Here is a 17,075-nt window from a genome sequence, read left to right as displayed (position 1 = left end):
CGTTCATGACAGGACATTATTCAAAAACGGAACAGCAATATATATTGTTAACGTCTGAATCGGCATCGTTTGATCATTACAGCGTATATAAAGATCCGAAGCTTCCGCAAATTTTTTCTCATAACTTTGTTCAGCTTCATGATACGTTTCCGTTAGAGCGGCGGTTACTGGACTTTTTGCCATCCGTACCAAAGCTGCTTAATGCGAATTATCTCCATTTAAAAGCGTCGCCTCAGCATGTTTTTCCGCTCGGTTTGAAGCAATCGCTTGTCAAAAGCGGGTTTGTTGTCGAGGATGAGCTGTTGTATGACATGAAGCTTAGTGACTGGAAAGGGCAGATGGGACATCCGTTAACGGCATGGGGAACGGCAAAAAGCCTCAGCGATGGATCTTCTATCATGAAAATTTATGATTCCATTTATATTGGGGAAGCGATCGCTGAACAAAAATTAAAAAGAAAATATCCCTTTTATGAAGCGGGGACGATCATCCTTGTTGTTTGTTACAGCGACCGATCACAGAAGATTCCCATTGGATGCGGAGAGCTGTTCATTCATCCGCAAGAAAAAACGGCTAAAATTGAAGAAGTCGCCATTTTGGATCAGTTTCAAAGAAAGGGCTATGGCAGTATCTTAGTGAAAGAAATGCTGTCCATTGCCAAATCACTAGGAATGGAAGCAGCCTATTTAGTGGCTACAAGCACTGACGGTGCAACCCGTTTTTACGAAAAGCTGACGTTTAAAAAATATGAGCGGGTGCATACTGTTTTTCATTATTTCCTTACATGAAATAGGCGTTTGCACAAACCATTTGGGACTTGGCCCGCATAAAATGCCGTATATCGTGATAAGAAAGGATGAAAACAGCATGCATAGATACCCTGGATACGGTTACGGATTTGGCTGCGGGACAAATACGTTTGTATTGATTGTTGTCTTGTTCATTTTATTAATTATTGTCGGAGCCGCTTTTATTTGCTAGAGGGCGAAATTCCAAAAGAGCCTTTCTATATTAAGGAAGGCTCTTTTTTGTGTGAAAAGTTTTTGCGGGGACGTCATGCCGCAATTTGGACACTCATATAATATGTTAAAAGGTTTGTTGAGGTGGGAGCATGAGCAGTTATTTGATTAAGCCGGAGCTTAGTTCGGCCTATCCGGTTGTCAGTTATGCGAAGGGTTTATATGTTTATGATCAGACCGGAAAAAGATATCTTGACGGCTCATCAGGTGCGGTGACATGCAATATCGGCCACGGGGTTCGTGATGTGACTGAGAGACTGAAAGAACAGCTAGATCAAGTGTCTTTTGCTTACCGCTCACAGTTTACAAGCGAGCCTGCCGAGCAATTAGCCGCTCTCTTGGCGCAGGAGCTGCCGGGAGATGTGAATTGGTCTTTTTTTGTCAACAGCGGATCAGAAGCCATAGAAACAGCGATGAAAATCGCCATTCAATATTGGCAGGAAAAAAAGCAAACACAAAAATCCATCTTTTTGTCTCGGTGGAGCAGTTACCACGGAATAACTTTGGGAGCGCTTTCATTGTCTGGTTTTTATGAAAGGAGATACCGGTTCACCCATCTCATTGAACGCTATCCCGCTATTTCAGCTCCTCATGTGTATCGGCGGAATCATGGAACGGATGAAGACTTTGTTCAGACTGCCGCTGATGAACTGGAAACTGCGATTAAAAGAATCGGAAGCCAATTTATCGCCGGCTTTGTGGCTGAGCCTATTATTGGTGCCGCAGGTGCAGCGATCACCCCGCCTCCGGGATATTATGAGAGATTAAGTGAGGTATGCCGCACACACGAAGTGCTCTTTATTGCAGACGAAGTGATGACAGGGCTTGGAAGAACAGGAAGGATGCTCGCGACAGAGCATTGGCGCACCGTTCCTGATATTGCTGTACTGGGGAAGGGGCTAGGTGCGGGGTATGCGCCTATTGCCGCTGCTGTTGTATCTGATTCTATTATTGAAACGATAAAACAAGGTTCAGGTGTGATTATGAGCGGCCACACATACAGTGCACATCCCTATTCAGCCAAAGCCGCTCTGGAAGTTTTGCGGTATGTATTAAAGCGCGGCTTGATCAAGCAATCAGAAAAAAAGGGAGCTGTACTGAAAAAGAAGCTTGTTGAGGCAGCGTCTCAAAGCGGCATCATTGGTGATGTTCGCGGAAAAGGACTGCTATTAGGCGTTGAATTTGTAGCAGACAAGAACACGAAGAACGTTTTTTCGCCAGAGCAGGCGGTTACCCAGCGTATTGTCGGCGAAGCGAAAAAACGCGGACTAATTGTTTATCCTGCCAAAGCGGGAATTGACAGCGGGGAAGGAGATGCTGTCATTATTGCTCCGCCTTTTACCATGTCAGACGGCGAGGCTGAAGAGCTCATATCAATTTTTTCAGAAACAGTTGCAGCGGTCGAAAAAAAACTGAAAAGGGATTGAAATTAAATGACGCCATTTCAAAAAACAATCAGCGTCGAAACAGCAATTTCAGGTGTTCAGGACGGGTCGGTCCTAATGTTTGGCGGTTTTGGCGGAGTCGGCTCGCCTCCTTCATTGATTGAAGCTATATTGGACAGCGGTGTAACGGATTTAACTGTCATTTGCAATGATGCCGGCTTTCCGAAAATAGGGATCGGCCCGCTTATAGTCAATCAGCGAGTCAAAACCCTGATTGCATCGCATATTGGTTCTAATCCTATAGCGGGAAAACAGATGACAGACGGGACGTTAGAGGTTCAATTTTCACCCCAAGGAACGCTTGCAGAACGAATTCGCGCCGGCGGAGCGGGACTCGGCGGGATTTTAACTGACATCGGGATTGCGAATCAAATGGTTTATGAAAAAAAGGACATTGTGTCTGTGGCTGGAAAGCGATATTTGGTTGAAGAGGCGCTGACGGCAGATTTTGCATTTATCAATGCGCACATTGCGGATGAATTCGGCAATTTAACGTATGACAAAACAGCGCGGAACATGAATCCGCTTATGGCAATGGCCGCAAGTAGAACCTTTGTCGAAGCTGAGCGTATCGTCCCGATGGGGGAGATTTCAGAAGAAATGATTGTCACACCGGGGGTTTTTGTCGAGGGGGTTGTGAGAAGCGAAGGAGTGAAGTGGAAATGGGCTTGGGAATAGCAGAGCGAGAACAAATCGCAAAACGGGCCGCTTCTGAAATCAAGCCGGGCATGATTGTAAATCTCGGTATCGGCATCCCATCCTTGGTGCCGAACTTTTTGCCGCCTGACATGCAGGTCATGCTGCAGGCTGAAAACGGTGTGCTTGGCATTGGTGACAGCCCTGAAAAGGGAAAAGAGGATGAACATTTATGCAACGCAGCGGGATTTCCTGTCCGAGCTGTAAAAGGTGCTTCTTATTTTGATACAACGATGTCTTTTGCGATGATCAGAAGAGGCAAAATTGACATTACGATTTTAGGCGCCCTGCAGGTGAGCCAGTCAGGCGATTTGGCTAATTGGCTTGTCCCGGGAAAAAAGGTGCCGGGCATGGGCGGAGCGATGGAACTGGCCCAAAAAGCGAAAAAAGTGGTTGTCGTCATGAGTCATACAGATCAAAAGGGAAGGCCTAAATTAACAGAAACATGCACGCTTCCGTTAACTGCAGCAGGCTGTGTAAATTTGATCATTACTGAAAAAGCGGTTCTTGAAGTCGGAGCCCATCATTTCATATTAAAAGAGCTGATGAATGGCTCGACAATCGACGAGGTGACGAGGCTGACTGAAGCTGAAATCAAAATAGATATGCCTTTTTCTTAAAGGGGGAATGAGGATGCAAGACATTGAGAGAAAAGTAATCGGGTGGCTCGATCAGCATTCGGCCAAAGCCATTCGTCTTCTCAAAAGGCTGATTGGAGAAAAAAGCACATTGGGCTCAGAATTTAACGCCCAAGCTGTTGTGCTTGAGAAGCTGCGGCAATTTCAAATGGACATTGACGTGTGGGAGCCAAGCCTAAAGCAATTAAAACAGCATCCCTATTTTAAATCAGACCGTTCCGATTTTGACGAGAGTCCGAATATCGTTGCAAAAAAAACGGGAGCGGGCGGGGGCCGGTCGCTGATTTTAAACGGTCATATCGATGTTGTGCCTGAAGGAAGCGTGAAGGATTGGAAGTATGAACCGTTTCAAGCTGTCGAAGAAAACGGTAAAATATACGGCCGCGGCTCAACGGATATGAAGGGCGGCAATACAGCCCTTCTTTTTGCTTTAGAAGCCCTGCACGCCTGCAATGTTAAATTGAAGGGAGATGTATTGTTTCAAAGCGTTGTAGATGAAGAGTGCGGCGGCGCGGGAACACTGTCTGCCATCATGAGAGGGTATCGGGCTGACGGGGCGCTGATTCCGGAACCGACGAATATGAAACTTTTTATCAAGCAGCAGGGGTCGATGTGGTTTCGGATCACAGTGAAGGGATTAGCGGCACATGGAGGCACACGCTATGAAGGGGTAAGTGCGATTGAAAAAAGCATGCATGTGATCACAGCCATACAGGAGCTGGAAAAAGTCCGCAATGCGAGAATCTCAGATCCGCTGTATGATCATGTCCCAATACCGGTACCGGTGAATATCGGCACCATCTCAGGCGGCGCATGGCCATCTTCAGTTGCAGACCGTGTCGTCATAGAAGGGAGATGCGGAATTGCGCCCTATGAAAAACCAGAAGCAGTTAAACTTGAATTGGAAAACTGGCTGAAGGATTTAGATTACCGTGATGAATGGTTTAAACGCCATCCGATTACAGTAGAGTGGTTCGGCGCTCAATGGCTCCCGAATGATTTACCTGATGATCACCCTTTAATTTCAGTACTGCAATCAGCTTATCAAAAAATGAAACAGACAGAGCCCATCATCGAAGCCTCGCCATGGGGAACGGACGGAGGGCTTTTATACCATGCAGGCGATACGCCAGTGATTGTCTTCGGGCCTGGGGAAACAAAAACAGCTCATCAGGCAAATGAATACATTGAGATTGAAGCCATGCTAGAATCTGCTAAAATTATTGCACTTTTTGTTATGGATTGGTGCGGGCTTTATACAGGCGGGGAGGGGGAGAATGAGGATGCTCAAGTCGATAAAGAGTAACGGTGTCACAGCAGTTCTGGACCATGACAGCTTTAATAAACGAATGAGAGTCGTTCGTTATGACGGAGCCATAGAGAAGGCCCTGCCTGATATCGTGGCGGCGGCAAAAGAAGAGGACGCGGAAAAAATTATCATCTATACGAAACAGCATGATGTGGCTGTGCTTGCCAAACAATTATTTGCGCCGGAGGGTTATTTAAAGGGCTATTATCTCGGCCATCCGGCTTGTGTCATGGTCCGTTACCTCACAGAAAAACGGAGTCAAACAGATTCTTATATAAAGGAACAGGAGATGATCGAAGCCTTATATCGCACAGCACCTCACCCCCGCACTGAAAACAGGCCATCCTTTACAATGAGAAAAGCAGAAACAAATGACATGTACCAGCTTTCGATGCTGTATAAAAAAGTATTTCGTACGTACCCGACCCCGGTTTTTGATCCCGCATATATTGAAAAGACGATGAATGAAAATACGATGTATTATGTCATGTTTGATCATGACCGCCTGATCAGCGCAGCAAGCGCAGACATGAATCCAGAGCTTGGGCATGCAGAAATGACCGACTGCGCTGTGCTTCCGGAATATCGGGGCCATTCGCTGACAAGTTTATTAATCGAGGAATTAGAAAAAGAAATGGCCGAGAAGGAAATCTTTCACGTATTTTCTCTCGCCCGTGCTGCGTCTTTTGGGATGAATGCTGTGTTGTACCATTCTGGTTATCAGTATGGCGGAAGGCTGATCAATAATTGCTATATAGCCGAAGGTCTTGAAAACATGAATATTTGGAGCAAGCACCTGTAAGACAAATAATGCACGAGGAGGAATTCATTTGGCAAGCAAATGGTATAAACCGAAACGGCATTGGAAGGAGATCGAGTTATGGAAGGACGTTCCGGAAGAGAAATGGAACGATTGGCTTTGGCAGCTGACACATACGGTAAGAACAGTAGATGATTTAAAAAAAGTGATTAACTTGACCGAGGATGAAGAGGAAGGCGTCAGAATTTCTACCAAAACGATCCCCTTAAATATTACACCTTACTATGCTTCTTTAATGGACCCCGATAATCCGAGATGCCCGGTCCGTATGCAGTCTGTACCGCTTTCTGAAGAAATGCACAAAACAAAATACGATCTGGAAGATCCGCTCCATGAGGATGAAGATTCACCGGTACCCGGTCTGACACACCGCTATCCCGATCGTGTGCTGTTTCTTGTCACGAATCAATGTTCCATGTACTGCCGCTACTGCACAAGAAGGCGTTTTTCCGGACAAATCGGAATGGGAGTTCCTAAAAAACAGCTAGATGCTGCGATTGCTTATATCAGGGAAACACCTGAAATCCGCGATTGTTTAATTTCTGGCGGTGACGGGCTTTTGATCAATGACCAAATTTTAGAATACATTTTAAAGGAGCTGCGCAGCATCCCGCATCTGGAAGTAATTAGAATCGGAACAAGGGCGCCGGTCGTCTTTCCGCAGCGCATTACCGATCATCTGTGCGAGATATTGAAAAAATATCATCCAGTCTGGCTGAACACCCATTTTAACACAAGCATCGAGATGACAGAGGAATCCGTTGAGGCCTGTGAAAAGCTGGTGAACGCAGGCGTGCCGGTCGGAAATCAGGCCGTGGTGCTAGCCGGTATTAATGACTCGGTTCCAATTATGAAAAAGCTCATGCACGACTTGGTGAAAATCAGAGTCCGTCCTTATTATATTTATCAATGTGATCTATCAGAGGGCATCGGGCATTTCAGAGCTCCCGTTTCCAAAGGTTTGGAGATCATTGAAGGGCTGAGAGGTCATACCTCAGGCTATGCGGTTCCGACCTTTGTCGTTGACGCACCAGGCGGCGGAGGTAAAATCGCCCTGCAGCCAAACTATGTATTGTCGCAAAGCCCTGACAAAGTCATCTTAAGAAATTTTGAAGGTGTGATTACGTCATATCCAGAACCGGAGAATTATATCCCTAACCAGGCTGACGCTTATTTTGAGTCCGTTTTCCCTGAAACCGCTGACAAAAAGGAGCCGATCGGGCTGAGTGCTATTTTTGCTGACAAAGAGGTTTCATTTACACCGGAAAACGTGGCCAGAATCAAGAGGAGAGAGACGTTCACAGCGAATCCGGAGCATGAAACGTTAAAAGATAGGCGTGAGAAAAGAGATCAGCTAAAAGAAAAGAAATTTTTGGCGCAGCAGAAAAAACAGAAAGAGGCTGAAAACGGAGGGGATTCTTCATGAAAACATGCGATTGGTGCGGAGAGCTTGAAGCAGTACCCGGCAGGAACACGGTGTACTGGGAGCTCCCTGACGGAACAAGAGCCATAGAGCTGACTGACACACCAGCCATGGTGTGTGCTTCCTGCGGGATGACCTATCAGGAGGAAACCACAATAAAGGAGATTGAGGATCAGCTGCTTTTGATTCAAACCAAAAACCTGCCTGGAAGTCTGGCGTATCAGCAGCTCATGGAGACAGAAAGGATTCTGAAACGCAACTATTTTGACTTCTCCTAAACGATGTTTCGGTATTCTTTTGTTGTAATTTTACACTTGAACTGTATAATAGAACAACAAAAGACAGACATCAGGAGGGGAAACCCATGAAATCCTTTTATCACTATTTATTAAAATACAGACAGCCGAAGCCGCAGGACAGCATCAGTGAATTTGCCAATCAGGCGTATGAGGATCACAGCTTTCCGAAAACCTCAACCGATTATCATGAGATCAGTTCATATTTGGAGCTAAGCGCTGATTACCTGCACACGATGGCAACGTTTGATGAAGCTTGGGATCAATACGAGGCTGAAGTGCACGGCAGATAGCAGCTGTTTATCCGCAGATCATTGCGGATTTTTTTTATGTCCTCATCCACACCATAATTGGATATTTCCTTTGGTTTTCATGCCCATGCGAATTGGCGTCACCCGGCATACGATAGCGTATGAGAAATGTTGCGGCGAGGGGGAGACACCATGAAGCAAAATAAACCGAAATTCCAAGTAGGGGATATCGTAGTCGTCATTATGTATGGAACAGTCGGCACCGTCACTAAAGTACACCAAATTGATAAACACTATCTTTATGAAGTCAATCATAATGAAGTCTTATACTTTGAATCGTCCATTCAGCTGTACAAAGATTATGAGGGTGTCATTGTCGACATGGAAAAGCTTGATATTGAGTATGAATTCCTTATTGGGGACGTCGTTTATGTGAAAGATTATGGAAAAGAACTCTTTCGCATTATCGGTCACAGAACAGAAATTTGGAGATATTTAGAAGATGGCTGGGAAGATATCATTTATGAGCTGACCCGTTTAAAGGATGGAGAGTGGCTTGAAACGGAGGAAGAGGATCTCACACTGGTGCTGAGAAAATATGAAATGGACCAGTTTGTACACCAGATGTTGTTTGTCCACTATGTCGGAGAAACTGGCCATGAGATCGGCGAAGATATCGCATCGTCTGCTCTTCTTCAGTTTGAAGGCGATGATGAAGATCAAGATACCCTTCACATCCTTGCTGTATCAATTGTTGATGAGCTTCTGGATATTTATAATGACTACAAGATTCTGTACGAAATGTTTCGAGATGAAGAATATAAAGATATGATGATGTTTGTTCTGGAAAGTTTAAAAGAGCATTTCAGTTAGTTTGAGAACATACGGATTAAGACATATAAAAAATAAGGCAGACAGCCCCAAATCATCACATGCGTCATTCCTTTGAGCGTTTTTTCCATTAAGATATCAAATCTGTCTCCGTCCAGTGCTTCCATCATTTTAGACATCATAGTGTCAGCCTCCCATGGCTTGTTTTTTTATTCAATGTATATGACTGAAAGAATTGTTTAGAACACTGGGTATAATTCAGCCTGTTTTTTCATAAAACATAAAAAAGGAGGCGGTACGGAGATGAAAGAAATAGATCTTGTGATTGATACGGAAGAAATCGCTGAATTTTTTTACAGAGAGCTTGCGCGGAGGGGCTACATACCTAGTGAGGATGAGCTGTTTGAAATCGCTGACATTACCTTTGATTATTTGATAGAAAAATGTATGATAGATGAAGAGCTGGATGAAGATGATTGAGGCTTAAAACCGGAGTGGTCAGCTCCGGTTTTATTATTCATGTTCTATGACTTCTGTGAAAATCGAGGTGGTTAAAATGTTGTACAAGCCTGTTAGCTTGTTTCTTATTTTTCTTTTTTTAGCTGCGGCCATTCATACAAATGCTGTTCAATCTGCAGATGAAGCGATAAGCAGGGCGGCTATTTTGATCCGTCAGCCATGGCTTAATGAGGTCATGACAGGGATCACGCACCTTGGTGCTTCTTCTTTTCTCCTCCCTTTTATCCTGATCATTGGAGCGGGCCTGTTTTTTTACAGAAAAACATGGGACGGCCTATTGATGTTCTTGGTATTCGGTGCAGGTCGGCTGTTAAATAAAGTCTTAAAAGAATGGATTGAACGAGTGAGGCCTGATTTTGCACCGCTGGTTCATGAATCATCCTTCAGCTTTCCGAGCGGCCACTCCATGAATGCTGCCTATGTTTATCCTGTCATTGCCTATTTTTTAGTGAAGCACCTCCCGTTTTTGTCCAAACATAAAAAAATGGTATATACCATAGCAGGCGTGATCACTGTTTTGGTCGGCATAAGCAGAGTCTATCTGGGGGTGCATTTTGTCTCTGACGTGTTAGGAGGCTTTAGTCTCGGCCTGCTTCTGTTTTTCCTAGTAAAAGGTTTTGACGAAAAGATTAAGCGGTTTCGACAAAAATAGAGAAAGGAAAACCGGGCAAAAACGCCAATATGTTAAAGAAATAAAAGGGAGGGGATCTTGATGATGTTATCCGTGTTCAAAAAGAAGTCTTGTTCCTATGACGTGACAATATTTCAAACACCCCGGTTTGGCGAAAAAAAGGGCTACAGAGCCGTCTATCGAACTGAACTGAACGGGAGCGATCATCAAGACGTGCTGAAAAGAGCATTCTCTTTGTTTAATGTATTTGACACCGTTCCAAGTGATTATGACGCGAGATTTGTGGCCACAGGAGACGTGATTCTGATTGATGAAGGCAGAAAAGGGAAAACATATTACAAACTGCTTCCCGCCGGATGGAGGAAAATCAATCGTCTGATTGTGCAGACGACATAACAAAAAGAAAACTGCGGAAACCCGCAGTTTTCTGCAGTTTAAGGCTTGCGTTTGGCAGCGGAATACTCTTTCTCGTGCGCCTCTTCAGCTGCAATGACATCTTTTGCAGGTATGTGATTGTTCTTTTTTTGGCCGGTGATCCGATTGCGCTGTTTTTTACCCATGTCTCATCCCTCCTTCCTGCGGTTAGGTTTTCAAATAAACACCTCGATTATCCCGTTTTTCTCAGGAAGTGCCCAAACGGTCTCGGAACATTTCTTTTTGCGCCATATTCCTTTATAATCAATGCTGAAGTTTGTTTCATCATGACATTCGTTGTAAAATGAACGGACTGGATGATAATTTAGATTTAGGAGGATATGAGATGAGTGTACATATAGGTGCTGAAAAAGGACAGATTGCGGATACAGTGCTTTTGCCGGGAGATCCTCTCAGAGCAAAATTTATTGCTGAAACGTATCTTGAAAATGTAGAATGCTACAATGAAGTCAGAGGCATGTATGGATTTACAGGTACATATAAAGGCAAAAAAATCTCCGTGCAGGGAACGGGAATGGGCGTTCCGTCTATTTCAATTTATGTGAATGAATTAATGCAAAGCTACGATGTGCAAAATCTAATAAGAGTAGGTTCTTGCGGCGCTATCCGTAAAGATGTCAAAGTGCGGGACGTCATTTTGGCTATGACCTCCTCCACTGATTCACAAATGAACAGAGTCGCTTTCGGAAGCATCGATTATGCGCCTTGCGCCGATTTCGAACTTTTAAAAAATGCTTATGATGCCGCAAAGGATAAAGGCGTGCCGGTGAGTGTAGGAAGCGTATTTACAGCTGACCAGTTCTACAACGACGATTCGCAAATCGAAAAGCTTGCAAAATACGGTGTGCTGGGCGTAGAGATGGAAACGACTGCATTGTATACATTAGCAGCGAAGCACGGAAGAAAAGCGCTGTCAATTCTCACCGTGAGTGATCACGTATTAACAGGAGAAGAAACGACAGCGGAAGAGCGTCAAACCACATTTCATGATATGATAGAAGTGGCTTTACATTCCGTATCACAGTAAAATAAATCAAGAGGCGTGCTGGGTGCCGGCAGCCTCTTCTTTATGAATGCGGAAACGATTAATAAAAGGAAGGTAATGTAAATGAAAAAGTCCGGTAAATGGTTCTCACTGGCTGCCGCTCTGAGTGTAACGGCAATCGTCGGAGCCGGCTGCAGCATATCGAACGGAGATGCTCAAAAGGATACGAAAACCACAGCAGAAACGAAGCAAACAGAACAAAAAACAGCTGACAGCAAAAAAGCAAACACTCAGGACAGTGAGTTTTCATTGGAAAGCAAATATTTCAATGATATTAAACAAGTAGACGGTTTGGAAACCATTCAAAATCCAGAAAACATCCTCGCCCTTGTCAATAAACAATACGCATTGCCTGAAAACTATGAACCTAGCGATCTTGTTATACCTGATGTAGAGTTTTCTTTTGAAGAAAAGATTCAAAAACGTTACATCAGAAAGGAAGCGGCCGACGCATTAAAAACGATGTTCGATGCTGCGAAAAAGGAAGGCTATGAACTGGCAGCTGTCTCGGGGTACCGTGCGTATGACAGACAGAAAGTCATTTTTAACAATGAAGTAAACCTAAAAGGGGAAAAGAAGGCAAGAGAAGCGGTCGCTTACCCGGGTGAAAGCGAGCACCAAACAGGCCTGGCGATGGACATCTCGAGCCGGAGTAATGGCTTTCAGATAAATGAAGCGTTCGGAAGCACGTCCGACGGAAAATGGGTGCAAGACAATGCTTATAAATATGGTTTTATCATTCGCTATCCTAAAAATAAAGAAGATATCACAAAATATGAATATGAGCCATGGCATCTGCGTTATGTAGGCAAAAAGGCCGCAAAGGACATCCACGACAATGATTTAACGCTGGAAGAGTACTTTGAAAAAGTGAAGAAAATCTAAAAGAGAAAGCCCGCTTACAATTGGTAAGCGGGCTTCATTGTGTCTGGTGAATCTAGCATTTGGTCAGACAATGATTCTATGCTTACCAGAAGAATAAACCAGCCAGAGCCACTCCTGTAATTAAACCGAGGGAAATACCGTAAGCTGCTCCGTATCCCCAATAGCCGCCCCAATAGCCGTAACCGAAACCTCTAGGCCCTGCACCGACAGGAGGAGCGATATAAACTCTGTCTCTTGTTACACGGGTAATTCTGCCGACGTGAACTCTCCCGCCTCTCTCTGTAATTCTGACGTCTTTACCTTGATGGTTTCTGCAAAGATGGTAATATCTCTCCAATATTGTTTCCCTCCTATACTGACTTTCTATCAGCATATGATAGATAGGATAAAAAGGTTGGACGAAAACAGGGGGTGATACGCCGTTTTACTTATTCGCGATAAAGATACAATGACCCATGTACTCACTATAGATCTGCATAAGTTCATAATGTGTTTGAAGCGTATCGTAATAGATAGGAGCAATCGTTTGCGATAAATCCATTTCAGTGGTTGGTTCAAATTCCATGTCGTCGGGAAGAAGTGACATCGCTTCCGTTTTTTGAAAGCCATAACTCCTTAGGAGTTTATGCCACTTGGCTTCTTCATGTAAGTCAGTAAAACCGTAGAAATCCATCATTCGCTTTTTTTCTGCAGGTGGCATCGGTTTTTTTAAAGCTGCTTCAATACCAATCAGCATCCCGCCGGGCTTCAATACTCTTGAAATCTCCTGAAGAGAGGATGACAGATGGGAAAAACTGAGGACTGACTCTGACAAAACGCATGAAAAGGACTCGGAAGAAAACGGGAGGTGTTCCAACTCCGCCTGATATGAAGGGATGGCAAGCCCTTCATTTGCAAATCTTTTTTTCGCTTTCTCAAGCATGATAGGGTCTTTATCAACAACTGTTACAGGATACAGCAAATGTCCTAAATAAGCCGCTGTTTGTCCTGTTCCGCATCCGGCATCAAGAATCGGCTGATCGGGGGAGGGCGCAGCTTTTTGCAAGACCGCTTTTGAAAAAGCCAGCCCGCCTGAATGAGCTCCTGCGACACCGAATAAGGACAGCATTTCTAAATATCGGCTCAATCTCGAATCCTCCTTTTTCTTTATCATATGTCGTATAAAGACATAGGTTTATGAAAAGCGAAAGAAGGGCGTTTCTCTTTCATTTTTGCTCCGAGTTGACGAATAAGAATTCGTCCATGATAATAATGTAAGAAGAAAAAGGTGGTGTTTAATTGAAACGGCAATTTAAACTGTTTTTTATTGTGCTGATCACTGCGGTTGTCGCTTCGGCGCTTACTTTATTTATTACGGGCAATTCCAGTATCCTGGGCCAGAAATCAATTAGCGCGGGAGACAGCCAGTTCGACAAGTTAAATAAAGCGTATGAGCAAATCAAAAGTGATTACTACCAAAAGACAGATGATGAAAAATTAGTAGACGGAGCAATTAAAGGAATGATTGAATCTCTGGATGATCCGTATTCCACATATATGGATCAAGAGGAAGCAAAATCATTCGACGAAACAATTTCTGCATCCTTTGAAGGGATCGGAGCACAAGTAGAGGAGAAAGACGGTGAAATCCTTATTGTGTCGCCAATTAAAGGTTCACCTGCTGAAAAAGCCGGAATCAAACCGAAGGACCAAATCCTTAAGGTGAACGGAAAAAGCGTCAAAGGCATGAATGTAAATGAAGCCGTCGCTTTAATCCGCGGAAAAAAGGGCACAAAAGTGAAGCTTGAGCTTAATAGAGCGGGAGTCGGACATATCGATCTTTCCATTAAGCGCGATACCATTCCTGTAGAGACCGTCTATTCCGAGATGAAAGACAACAAAATCGGCGAAATCCAAATTACTTCTTTCTCTGAAACAACTGCTAAAGAGCTGACAAATGCCATTGATAGTTTAGAGAAAAAAGGCGCCAAAGGCTTTATTTTAGACTTGAGGGGCAACCCGGGTGGTTTAATGGAGCAGGCGATTACAATGAGCAACCTGTTCATTGATAAAGGAAAAAACATCATGCAGGTTCAATATAAAAACGGTTCTAAAGAAGTGATGAAGGCCGAAAAAGAACGAACAGTGACCAAGCCTACCGTCGTTTTAATAAATGACGGCACAGCCAGCGCCGCGGAAATTATGGCCGCTGCCCTTCATGAATCGTCAGGCATACCGTTAATCGGGGAAACGACCTTTGGCAAAGGCACGGTACAGACAGCAAAAGAATATGATGATGGCTCTACCGTCAAACTGACAGTCGCCAAATGGCTGACTGCTGACGGTGAATGGATTCACAAAAAGGGGATCAAGCCCCAGATGAAAGCAGAGCTGCCTGTTTACGCGAAGCTCCCGTATTTGGACGCGGATAAAACGTATAAATCCGGTGATTCAGGCACAAACGTCAAAGTGGCTCAGCAAATGTTCAAAGCACTTGGCTACAAGGTAAAGGTTAACAGTACGTATAATCAGGATTTTGTATCTGTCGTCAAACAGTTCCAGCAAAAAGAGAAGCTAAAAGAAACAGGCGTATTGACTGGCGATACAACAACGAAATTAATGACAGAACTTCAAAAGAAGCTGTCAAATAATGATACGCAAATGGAGAAAGCAATTGAAACTCTGAAAAAAGAAATGTAAAAAACCCCCTGCACGGCTGCCGCGCAGGGGGTTTTTTATGCGCCCCTCTGATTTGGATTAGGCGCTTGTTTTTTACCAAATAACCCCTCAATAACAGGATTGGACCCTGCCTTTTTGGCGAACAGCGGATTGAGAATCACCACAGCGATGATATTGGCTGCTAATCCCCAGAATCCTTCATAAATGCCATGTGCAGATTGAGTGGTATACACAATAAACGTTACCGCAAGACCGGCTAATAATCCGATAACCGTCGCTTCTTTCGTTTGTTGTTTCCAGAATAGACTGACAGCAATCGCCGGGAAGATTTGCACCATGCCGGATACGCCTAACAGCTGGAGTGTCACTAGGGCAGTCGGGAACAGCATTCCAAACAGAAGTGCAAGGCCGATAACAACAAACACCATTGAACGTGTGACAAGGGTGAGCTTGCTTTGGGACACATTCGGATGAATCAAATCCCGATATAGGTTATTGGCAAATAAATTTGATGCCCCGATTGCCATGATGGAACAAGGAATCAATGAAGCAAGAGCAATAGTGGCATATGCAAAACCTTGTGCCACCCCGCCGTAAGATGTTTGAATCAAATGCAGGAGCGCCAGTCTTGGATCTGTATCTTCCGGCAGGACAAGGAAGGCGATAAAGCCAAGAAAAATGACCAAAATTAACACAATATTATAAAGCGGCAAAAACATGCTGTTTTTTCTTACTGCATCGGCGCTTTTCGCTGTAAAAACACCTGTTGCTGCATGTGCCCACATAAAAAGTGCCAGGGCGGAAACAATAGACGCTGTGATAAACCAAGGAATGCCTTTTGGCCCTTCTGCCGGTATCGTCAGCATTTGCGGCGCTTCCTTCACTAACGTGTCAATCATCGGCGTCCAGCCGTTGAAATGAATGAGAGGGAGAGACACTACCATAAACAGCATAATGACCCACACTAGAATGTCTTTAATGATGGCTGTAAATGTAGGCCCTTTAATCCCGCTGAAGAATGTGTAAAGAGCAACAAGAATAAATGAGATGATCACAACGAATTTTACGTTAATAAATCCGGTGCCGGCAACCTGAAGTGTATCTTGAATGCCGCTCAGCTGAAGGCATATGTACGGAATAAGCATAAGCACACCGACAATGGCAACAAGGCTTGCCAAAAGCTTACTGTCAAACCGTTCCCGGGCGTAATCCGCCAGTGTTGTTAATTTATGAGTTTTCGCAACTTTCCAAAGTTTCGGCAGGAAGAAGTAGGCGATAAAGTAGGCCAAAACAGAATAAGGAATGGCGAAAAACGCAACACTTCCACCCGTAAATGCCGTACTGGTTAACCCTAAGAAAGTATATGCCGTATAAAGGTCGGCGCCTACTAAAAACCAGACGAGAAGGCCGCCGAAGCGTCTGCCTCCGACAGACCATTCTTCCACCGAGGCGCGTGAGGATTTGTCTCTTCCGGCGAGAAATCCGATACAGACAACGGATAAAACGATAACAGCTGTAATGAGAAGTGCAGTGAGATTCCCTTGCATTATTCAAGCCCTCCATCTTTTTTTTGCATTTGGTAAATGCCAAACGAGCATAACGGCGTAATGATAATCCACAATAGCAGCCAAAGGTGGAAAAACGGAAGGCCGAACATAATCGGTTCAATTCGATTCACAAGCGGCAATAGCGCAAGCTGAACGAATGGCAAAAGAATGAGAATAACAATAAGTGCTTTTTTAACCATTTACTTTCCTCCTGAAACATGATAATTCTCACTATAATAGCAGTTGTAAGAAAAGATCACAAGGAAATTATTAGAAAAAAATGATTTTTTGAATTATTTAATCAATACACATCATTTGCATCCTGCTTAATAAAGGTTTAAAATAATAAATATCTCGAAATCGAGATAAATAGGAGTGGGAAAATAAAAACAGAAGGATTGCATCACGTCACAGCATTCGTCAGAAATCCTTGACAGAGAATACTTTACATCCGTTTATTTCAGGGAGAAAGGCGGTATCTTATTTGAAATCGCCACAGATGAACCGGGTTTTATGACAGATGAAACGTTTGCTGAGCTGGGGACCTCATTGAAACTGCCTGAATGGCTGGAGAAACATAGACAACAGTTAACAGACATGTTGCCTGAACTTTAAAAGGGGGAATTT

23 protein-coding genes and 1 pseudogene are annotated in these 17,075 nt (G+C 44.1%); 18 read left to right on the top strand and 6 right to left on the bottom strand.

Annotation, left to right across the window (positions count from 1 at the left end):
- The first annotated feature begins 5 nt into the window (after nucleotides 1–5).
- From cgeE to ABZM97_RS11010, 11 genes are all read left to right on the top strand, one after another.
- A complete protein-coding gene (cgeE, locus tag ABZM97_RS11060; RefSeq protein ID WP_087990448.1) occupies nucleotides 6–788 on the top strand; it encodes a spore maturation N-acetyltransferase CgeE in 783 nt (260 codons plus the stop codon).
- Nucleotides 789–867: 79 nt separating this feature from the next.
- Nucleotides 868–981 (top strand): YjcZ family sporulation protein, encoded by a 114-nt coding sequence (locus ABZM97_RS11055; RefSeq protein WP_087990798.1) that lies wholly within the window; start codon nucleotides 868–870, stop codon nucleotides 979–981.
- Between the two features lie 130 nt (nucleotides 982–1,111).
- Complete coding sequence (locus ABZM97_RS11050; RefSeq protein ID WP_333516520.1) at nucleotides 1,112–2,446, top strand: aspartate aminotransferase family protein; 1,335 nt, start codon at nucleotides 1,112–1,114, stop codon at nucleotides 2,444–2,446.
- A gap of 6 nt (nucleotides 2,447–2,452) precedes the next feature.
- Nucleotides 2,453–3,142, top strand: coding sequence for a CoA transferase subunit A (locus ABZM97_RS11045; protein ID WP_087990446.1), 690 nt, complete (start codon nucleotides 2,453–2,455; stop codon nucleotides 3,140–3,142).
- Complete coding sequence (locus ABZM97_RS11040) at nucleotides 3,127–3,780, top strand: 3-oxoacid CoA-transferase subunit B (RefSeq protein ID WP_087990445.1); 654 nt, start codon at nucleotides 3,127–3,129, stop codon at nucleotides 3,778–3,780. The genes ABZM97_RS11045 and ABZM97_RS11040 overlap by 16 nt, the downstream gene beginning before the upstream one ends.
- Nucleotides 3,781–3,787: 7 nt before the next feature.
- On the top strand, nucleotides 3,788–5,104 hold the full coding sequence (locus tag ABZM97_RS11035; RefSeq protein ID WP_087990444.1) for a peptidase: 1,317 nt from the start codon (nucleotides 3,788–3,790) through the stop codon (nucleotides 5,102–5,104).
- The gene (gene ablB / locus ABZM97_RS11030; RefSeq protein ID WP_087990443.1) at nucleotides 5,082–5,909 is read left to right on the top strand and encodes a putative beta-lysine N-acetyltransferase; all 828 of its coding nucleotides are present in this window, start codon (nucleotides 5,082–5,084) and stop codon (nucleotides 5,907–5,909) included. Before ABZM97_RS11035 ends, ablB begins: the two co-directional genes overlap by 23 nt.
- Nucleotides 5,910–5,937: 28 nt before the next feature.
- Complete coding sequence (gene ablA / locus ABZM97_RS11025) at nucleotides 5,938–7,353, top strand: lysine 2,3-aminomutase (RefSeq protein WP_087990442.1); 1,416 nt, start codon at nucleotides 5,938–5,940, stop codon at nucleotides 7,351–7,353.
- Nucleotides 7,350–7,628, top strand: a complete 279-nt coding sequence (locus ABZM97_RS11020) for a YokU family protein (protein WP_087990441.1) — start codon at nucleotides 7,350–7,352, stop codon at nucleotides 7,626–7,628. The genes ablA and ABZM97_RS11020 overlap by 4 nt, the downstream gene beginning before the upstream one ends.
- 86 nt (nucleotides 7,629–7,714) lie before the next feature.
- On the top strand, nucleotides 7,715–7,939 hold the full coding sequence (locus tag ABZM97_RS11015) for a YozE family protein (RefSeq protein ID WP_087990440.1): 225 nt from the start codon (nucleotides 7,715–7,717) through the stop codon (nucleotides 7,937–7,939).
- Nucleotides 7,940–8,089: 150 nt separating this feature from the next.
- Complete coding sequence (locus ABZM97_RS11010) at nucleotides 8,090–8,770, top strand: hypothetical protein (RefSeq protein ID WP_087990439.1); 681 nt, start codon at nucleotides 8,090–8,092, stop codon at nucleotides 8,768–8,770.
- Here ABZM97_RS11010 and ABZM97_RS11005 read toward each other — a convergent pair.
- Nucleotides 8,767–8,910 (bottom strand): hypothetical protein, encoded by a 144-nt coding sequence (locus ABZM97_RS11005; RefSeq protein WP_087990438.1) that lies wholly within the window; start codon nucleotides 8,908–8,910, stop codon nucleotides 8,767–8,769. The two genes, ABZM97_RS11010 and ABZM97_RS11005, sit on opposite strands and share 4 nt — an antisense overlap.
- A 121-nt stretch (nucleotides 8,911–9,031) precedes the next feature.
- Here ABZM97_RS11005 and ABZM97_RS11000 point away from each other — a divergent pair, with 121 nt between their 5' ends.
- The 3 genes from ABZM97_RS11000 to yodL all read left to right on the top strand — a co-directional run bounded on the left by ABZM97_RS11000 (nucleotide 9,032) and on the right by yodL (nucleotide 10,274).
- Complete coding sequence (locus tag ABZM97_RS11000) at nucleotides 9,032–9,208, top strand: YozD family protein (RefSeq protein ID WP_003241581.1); 177 nt, start codon at nucleotides 9,032–9,034, stop codon at nucleotides 9,206–9,208.
- Nucleotides 9,209–9,287: 79 nt separating this feature from the next.
- On the top strand, nucleotides 9,288–9,899 hold the full coding sequence (locus ABZM97_RS10995) for a phosphatase PAP2 family protein (RefSeq protein ID WP_087990797.1): 612 nt from the start codon (nucleotides 9,288–9,290) through the stop codon (nucleotides 9,897–9,899).
- 60 nt (nucleotides 9,900–9,959) lie between these two features.
- Nucleotides 9,960–10,274, top strand: coding sequence for a shape determination protein YodL (gene yodL, locus ABZM97_RS10990; protein ID WP_087990437.1), 315 nt, complete (start codon nucleotides 9,960–9,962; stop codon nucleotides 10,272–10,274).
- A gap of 38 nt (nucleotides 10,275–10,312) precedes the next feature.
- Here the strand turns inward: yodL and ABZM97_RS10985 are convergent, their stop codons facing one another.
- A complete protein-coding gene (locus ABZM97_RS10985) occupies nucleotides 10,313–10,438 on the bottom strand; it encodes a hypothetical protein (protein WP_003241588.1) in 126 nt (41 codons plus the stop codon).
- 200 nt (nucleotides 10,439–10,638) lie between these two features.
- Here ABZM97_RS10985 and deoD point away from each other — a divergent pair, with 200 nt between their 5' ends.
- Both deoD and ldcB read left to right on the top strand, forming a co-directional pair.
- Nucleotides 10,639–11,340 carry a purine-nucleoside phosphorylase gene (gene deoD / locus ABZM97_RS10980; RefSeq protein WP_148961570.1) on the top strand — a complete coding sequence of 234 codons (702 nt, stop codon included), beginning with the start codon at nucleotides 10,639–10,641 and terminating at the stop codon, nucleotides 11,338–11,340.
- Nucleotides 11,341–11,421: 81 nt separating this feature from the next.
- Nucleotides 11,422–12,243: an LD-carboxypeptidase LdcB gene (gene ldcB, locus ABZM97_RS10975; protein ID WP_087990435.1), complete on the top strand. Its 822-nt coding sequence runs from the start codon at nucleotides 11,422–11,424 to the stop codon at nucleotides 12,241–12,243.
- Nucleotides 12,244–12,325: 82 nt separating this feature from the next.
- Here the strand turns inward: ldcB and ABZM97_RS10970 are convergent, their stop codons facing one another.
- Together ABZM97_RS10970 and ABZM97_RS10965 are read right to left on the bottom strand one after the other, a co-directional pair.
- Entirely contained in the window at nucleotides 12,326–12,580 is a 255-nt protein-coding gene (locus ABZM97_RS10970; protein ID WP_087990434.1) for a hypothetical protein, read from the bottom strand.
- An 87-nt stretch (nucleotides 12,581–12,667) separates the two neighbouring features.
- Nucleotides 12,668–13,369: a class I SAM-dependent methyltransferase gene (locus tag ABZM97_RS10965; protein WP_367386846.1), complete on the bottom strand. Its 702-nt coding sequence runs from the start codon at nucleotides 13,367–13,369 to the stop codon at nucleotides 12,668–12,670.
- Nucleotides 13,370–13,521: 152 nt separating this feature from the next.
- Between ABZM97_RS10965 and ABZM97_RS10960 the strand changes: the two genes are divergently transcribed.
- Nucleotides 13,522–14,922 carry a S41 family peptidase gene (locus tag ABZM97_RS10960; protein ID WP_367386845.1) on the top strand — a complete coding sequence of 467 codons (1,401 nt, stop codon included), beginning with the start codon at nucleotides 13,522–13,524 and terminating at the stop codon, nucleotides 14,920–14,922.
- Between the two features lie 35 nt (nucleotides 14,923–14,957).
- On the opposite strand, the gene ABZM97_RS10955 is transcribed toward ABZM97_RS10960, so the two are convergent.
- The gene (locus tag ABZM97_RS10955; protein WP_087990431.1) at nucleotides 14,958–16,448 is read right to left on the bottom strand and encodes a sodium:solute symporter; all 1,491 of its coding nucleotides are present in this window, start codon (nucleotides 16,446–16,448) and stop codon (nucleotides 14,958–14,960) included.
- Complete coding sequence (locus ABZM97_RS10950; RefSeq protein ID WP_087990430.1) at nucleotides 16,448–16,648, bottom strand: DUF3311 domain-containing protein; 201 nt, start codon at nucleotides 16,646–16,648, stop codon at nucleotides 16,448–16,450. The genes ABZM97_RS10955 and ABZM97_RS10950 overlap by 1 nt, the downstream gene beginning before the upstream one ends.
- Nucleotides 16,649–16,865: 217 nt before the next feature.
- Between ABZM97_RS10950 and ABZM97_RS10945 the strand changes: the two are divergent.
- Nucleotides 16,866–17,063, top strand: a pseudogene (locus tag ABZM97_RS10945) (ring-cleaving dioxygenase); the annotation flags it as partial.
- Nucleotides 17,064–17,075: the final 12 nt, after the last annotated feature.

This window comes from Bacillus vallismortis (genome assembly GCF_040784915.1).
GTDB lineage: Bacteria > Bacillota > Bacilli > Bacillales > Bacillaceae > Bacillus > Bacillus subtilis_G.
The sequence above is the reverse complement of the archived record's forward strand: the minus strand, read 5'-3'. Positions and strand labels throughout refer to the sequence as shown.

Excerpts from the sequence above, each read along its gene's own strand:
- cgeE (WP_087990448.1), top strand. The coding sequence starts at position 6 with ATGACAGGACATTATTCAAAAACGGAACAGCAATATATATTGTTAACG.
- ABZM97_RS11045 (WP_087990446.1), top strand. The coding sequence starts at position 2,453 with ATGACGCCATTTCAAAAAACAATCAGCGTCGAAACAGCAATTTCAGGT.
- ABZM97_RS11020 (WP_087990441.1), top strand. The coding sequence starts at position 7,350 with ATGAAAACATGCGATTGGTGCGGAGAGCTTGAAGCAGTACCCGGCAGG.
- ABZM97_RS10985 (WP_003241588.1), bottom strand. The coding sequence starts at position 10,438 with ATGGGTAAAAAACAGCGCAATCGGATCACCGGCCAAAAAAAGAACAAT.
- ABZM97_RS10955 (WP_087990431.1), bottom strand. The coding sequence starts at position 16,448 with ATGCAAGGGAATCTCACTGCACTTCTCATTACAGCTGTTATCGTTTTA.
- ldcB (WP_087990435.1), top strand. The coding sequence starts at position 11,422 with ATGAAAAAGTCCGGTAAATGGTTCTCACTGGCTGCCGCTCTGAGTGTA.
- deoD (WP_148961570.1), top strand. The coding sequence starts at position 10,639 with ATGAGTGTACATATAGGTGCTGAAAAAGGACAGATTGCGGATACAGTG.
- ABZM97_RS11040 (WP_087990445.1), top strand. The coding sequence starts at position 3,127 with ATGGGCTTGGGAATAGCAGAGCGAGAACAAATCGCAAAACGGGCCGCT.
- ABZM97_RS11050 (WP_333516520.1), top strand. The coding sequence starts at position 1,112 with ATGAGCAGTTATTTGATTAAGCCGGAGCTTAGTTCGGCCTATCCGGTT.
- ABZM97_RS11000 (WP_003241581.1), top strand. The coding sequence starts at position 9,032 with ATGAAAGAAATAGATCTTGTGATTGATACGGAAGAAATCGCTGAATTT.
- ABZM97_RS10950 (WP_087990430.1), bottom strand. The coding sequence starts at position 16,648 with ATGGTTAAAAAAGCACTTATTGTTATTCTCATTCTTTTGCCATTCGTT.
- yodL (WP_087990437.1), top strand. The coding sequence starts at position 9,960 with ATGATGTTATCCGTGTTCAAAAAGAAGTCTTGTTCCTATGACGTGACA.
- ABZM97_RS11055 (WP_087990798.1), top strand. The coding sequence starts at position 868 with ATGCATAGATACCCTGGATACGGTTACGGATTTGGCTGCGGGACAAAT.
- ABZM97_RS11015 (WP_087990440.1), top strand. The coding sequence starts at position 7,715 with ATGAAATCCTTTTATCACTATTTATTAAAATACAGACAGCCGAAGCCG.
- ABZM97_RS11010 (WP_087990439.1), top strand. The coding sequence starts at position 8,090 with ATGAAGCAAAATAAACCGAAATTCCAAGTAGGGGATATCGTAGTCGTC.
- ABZM97_RS11035 (WP_087990444.1), top strand. The coding sequence starts at position 3,788 with ATGAGGATGCAAGACATTGAGAGAAAAGTAATCGGGTGGCTCGATCAG.
- ablB (WP_087990443.1), top strand. The coding sequence starts at position 5,082 with ATGCTCAAGTCGATAAAGAGTAACGGTGTCACAGCAGTTCTGGACCAT.
- ABZM97_RS11005 (WP_087990438.1), bottom strand. The coding sequence starts at position 8,910 with ATGATGTCTAAAATGATGGAAGCACTGGACGGAGACAGATTTGATATC.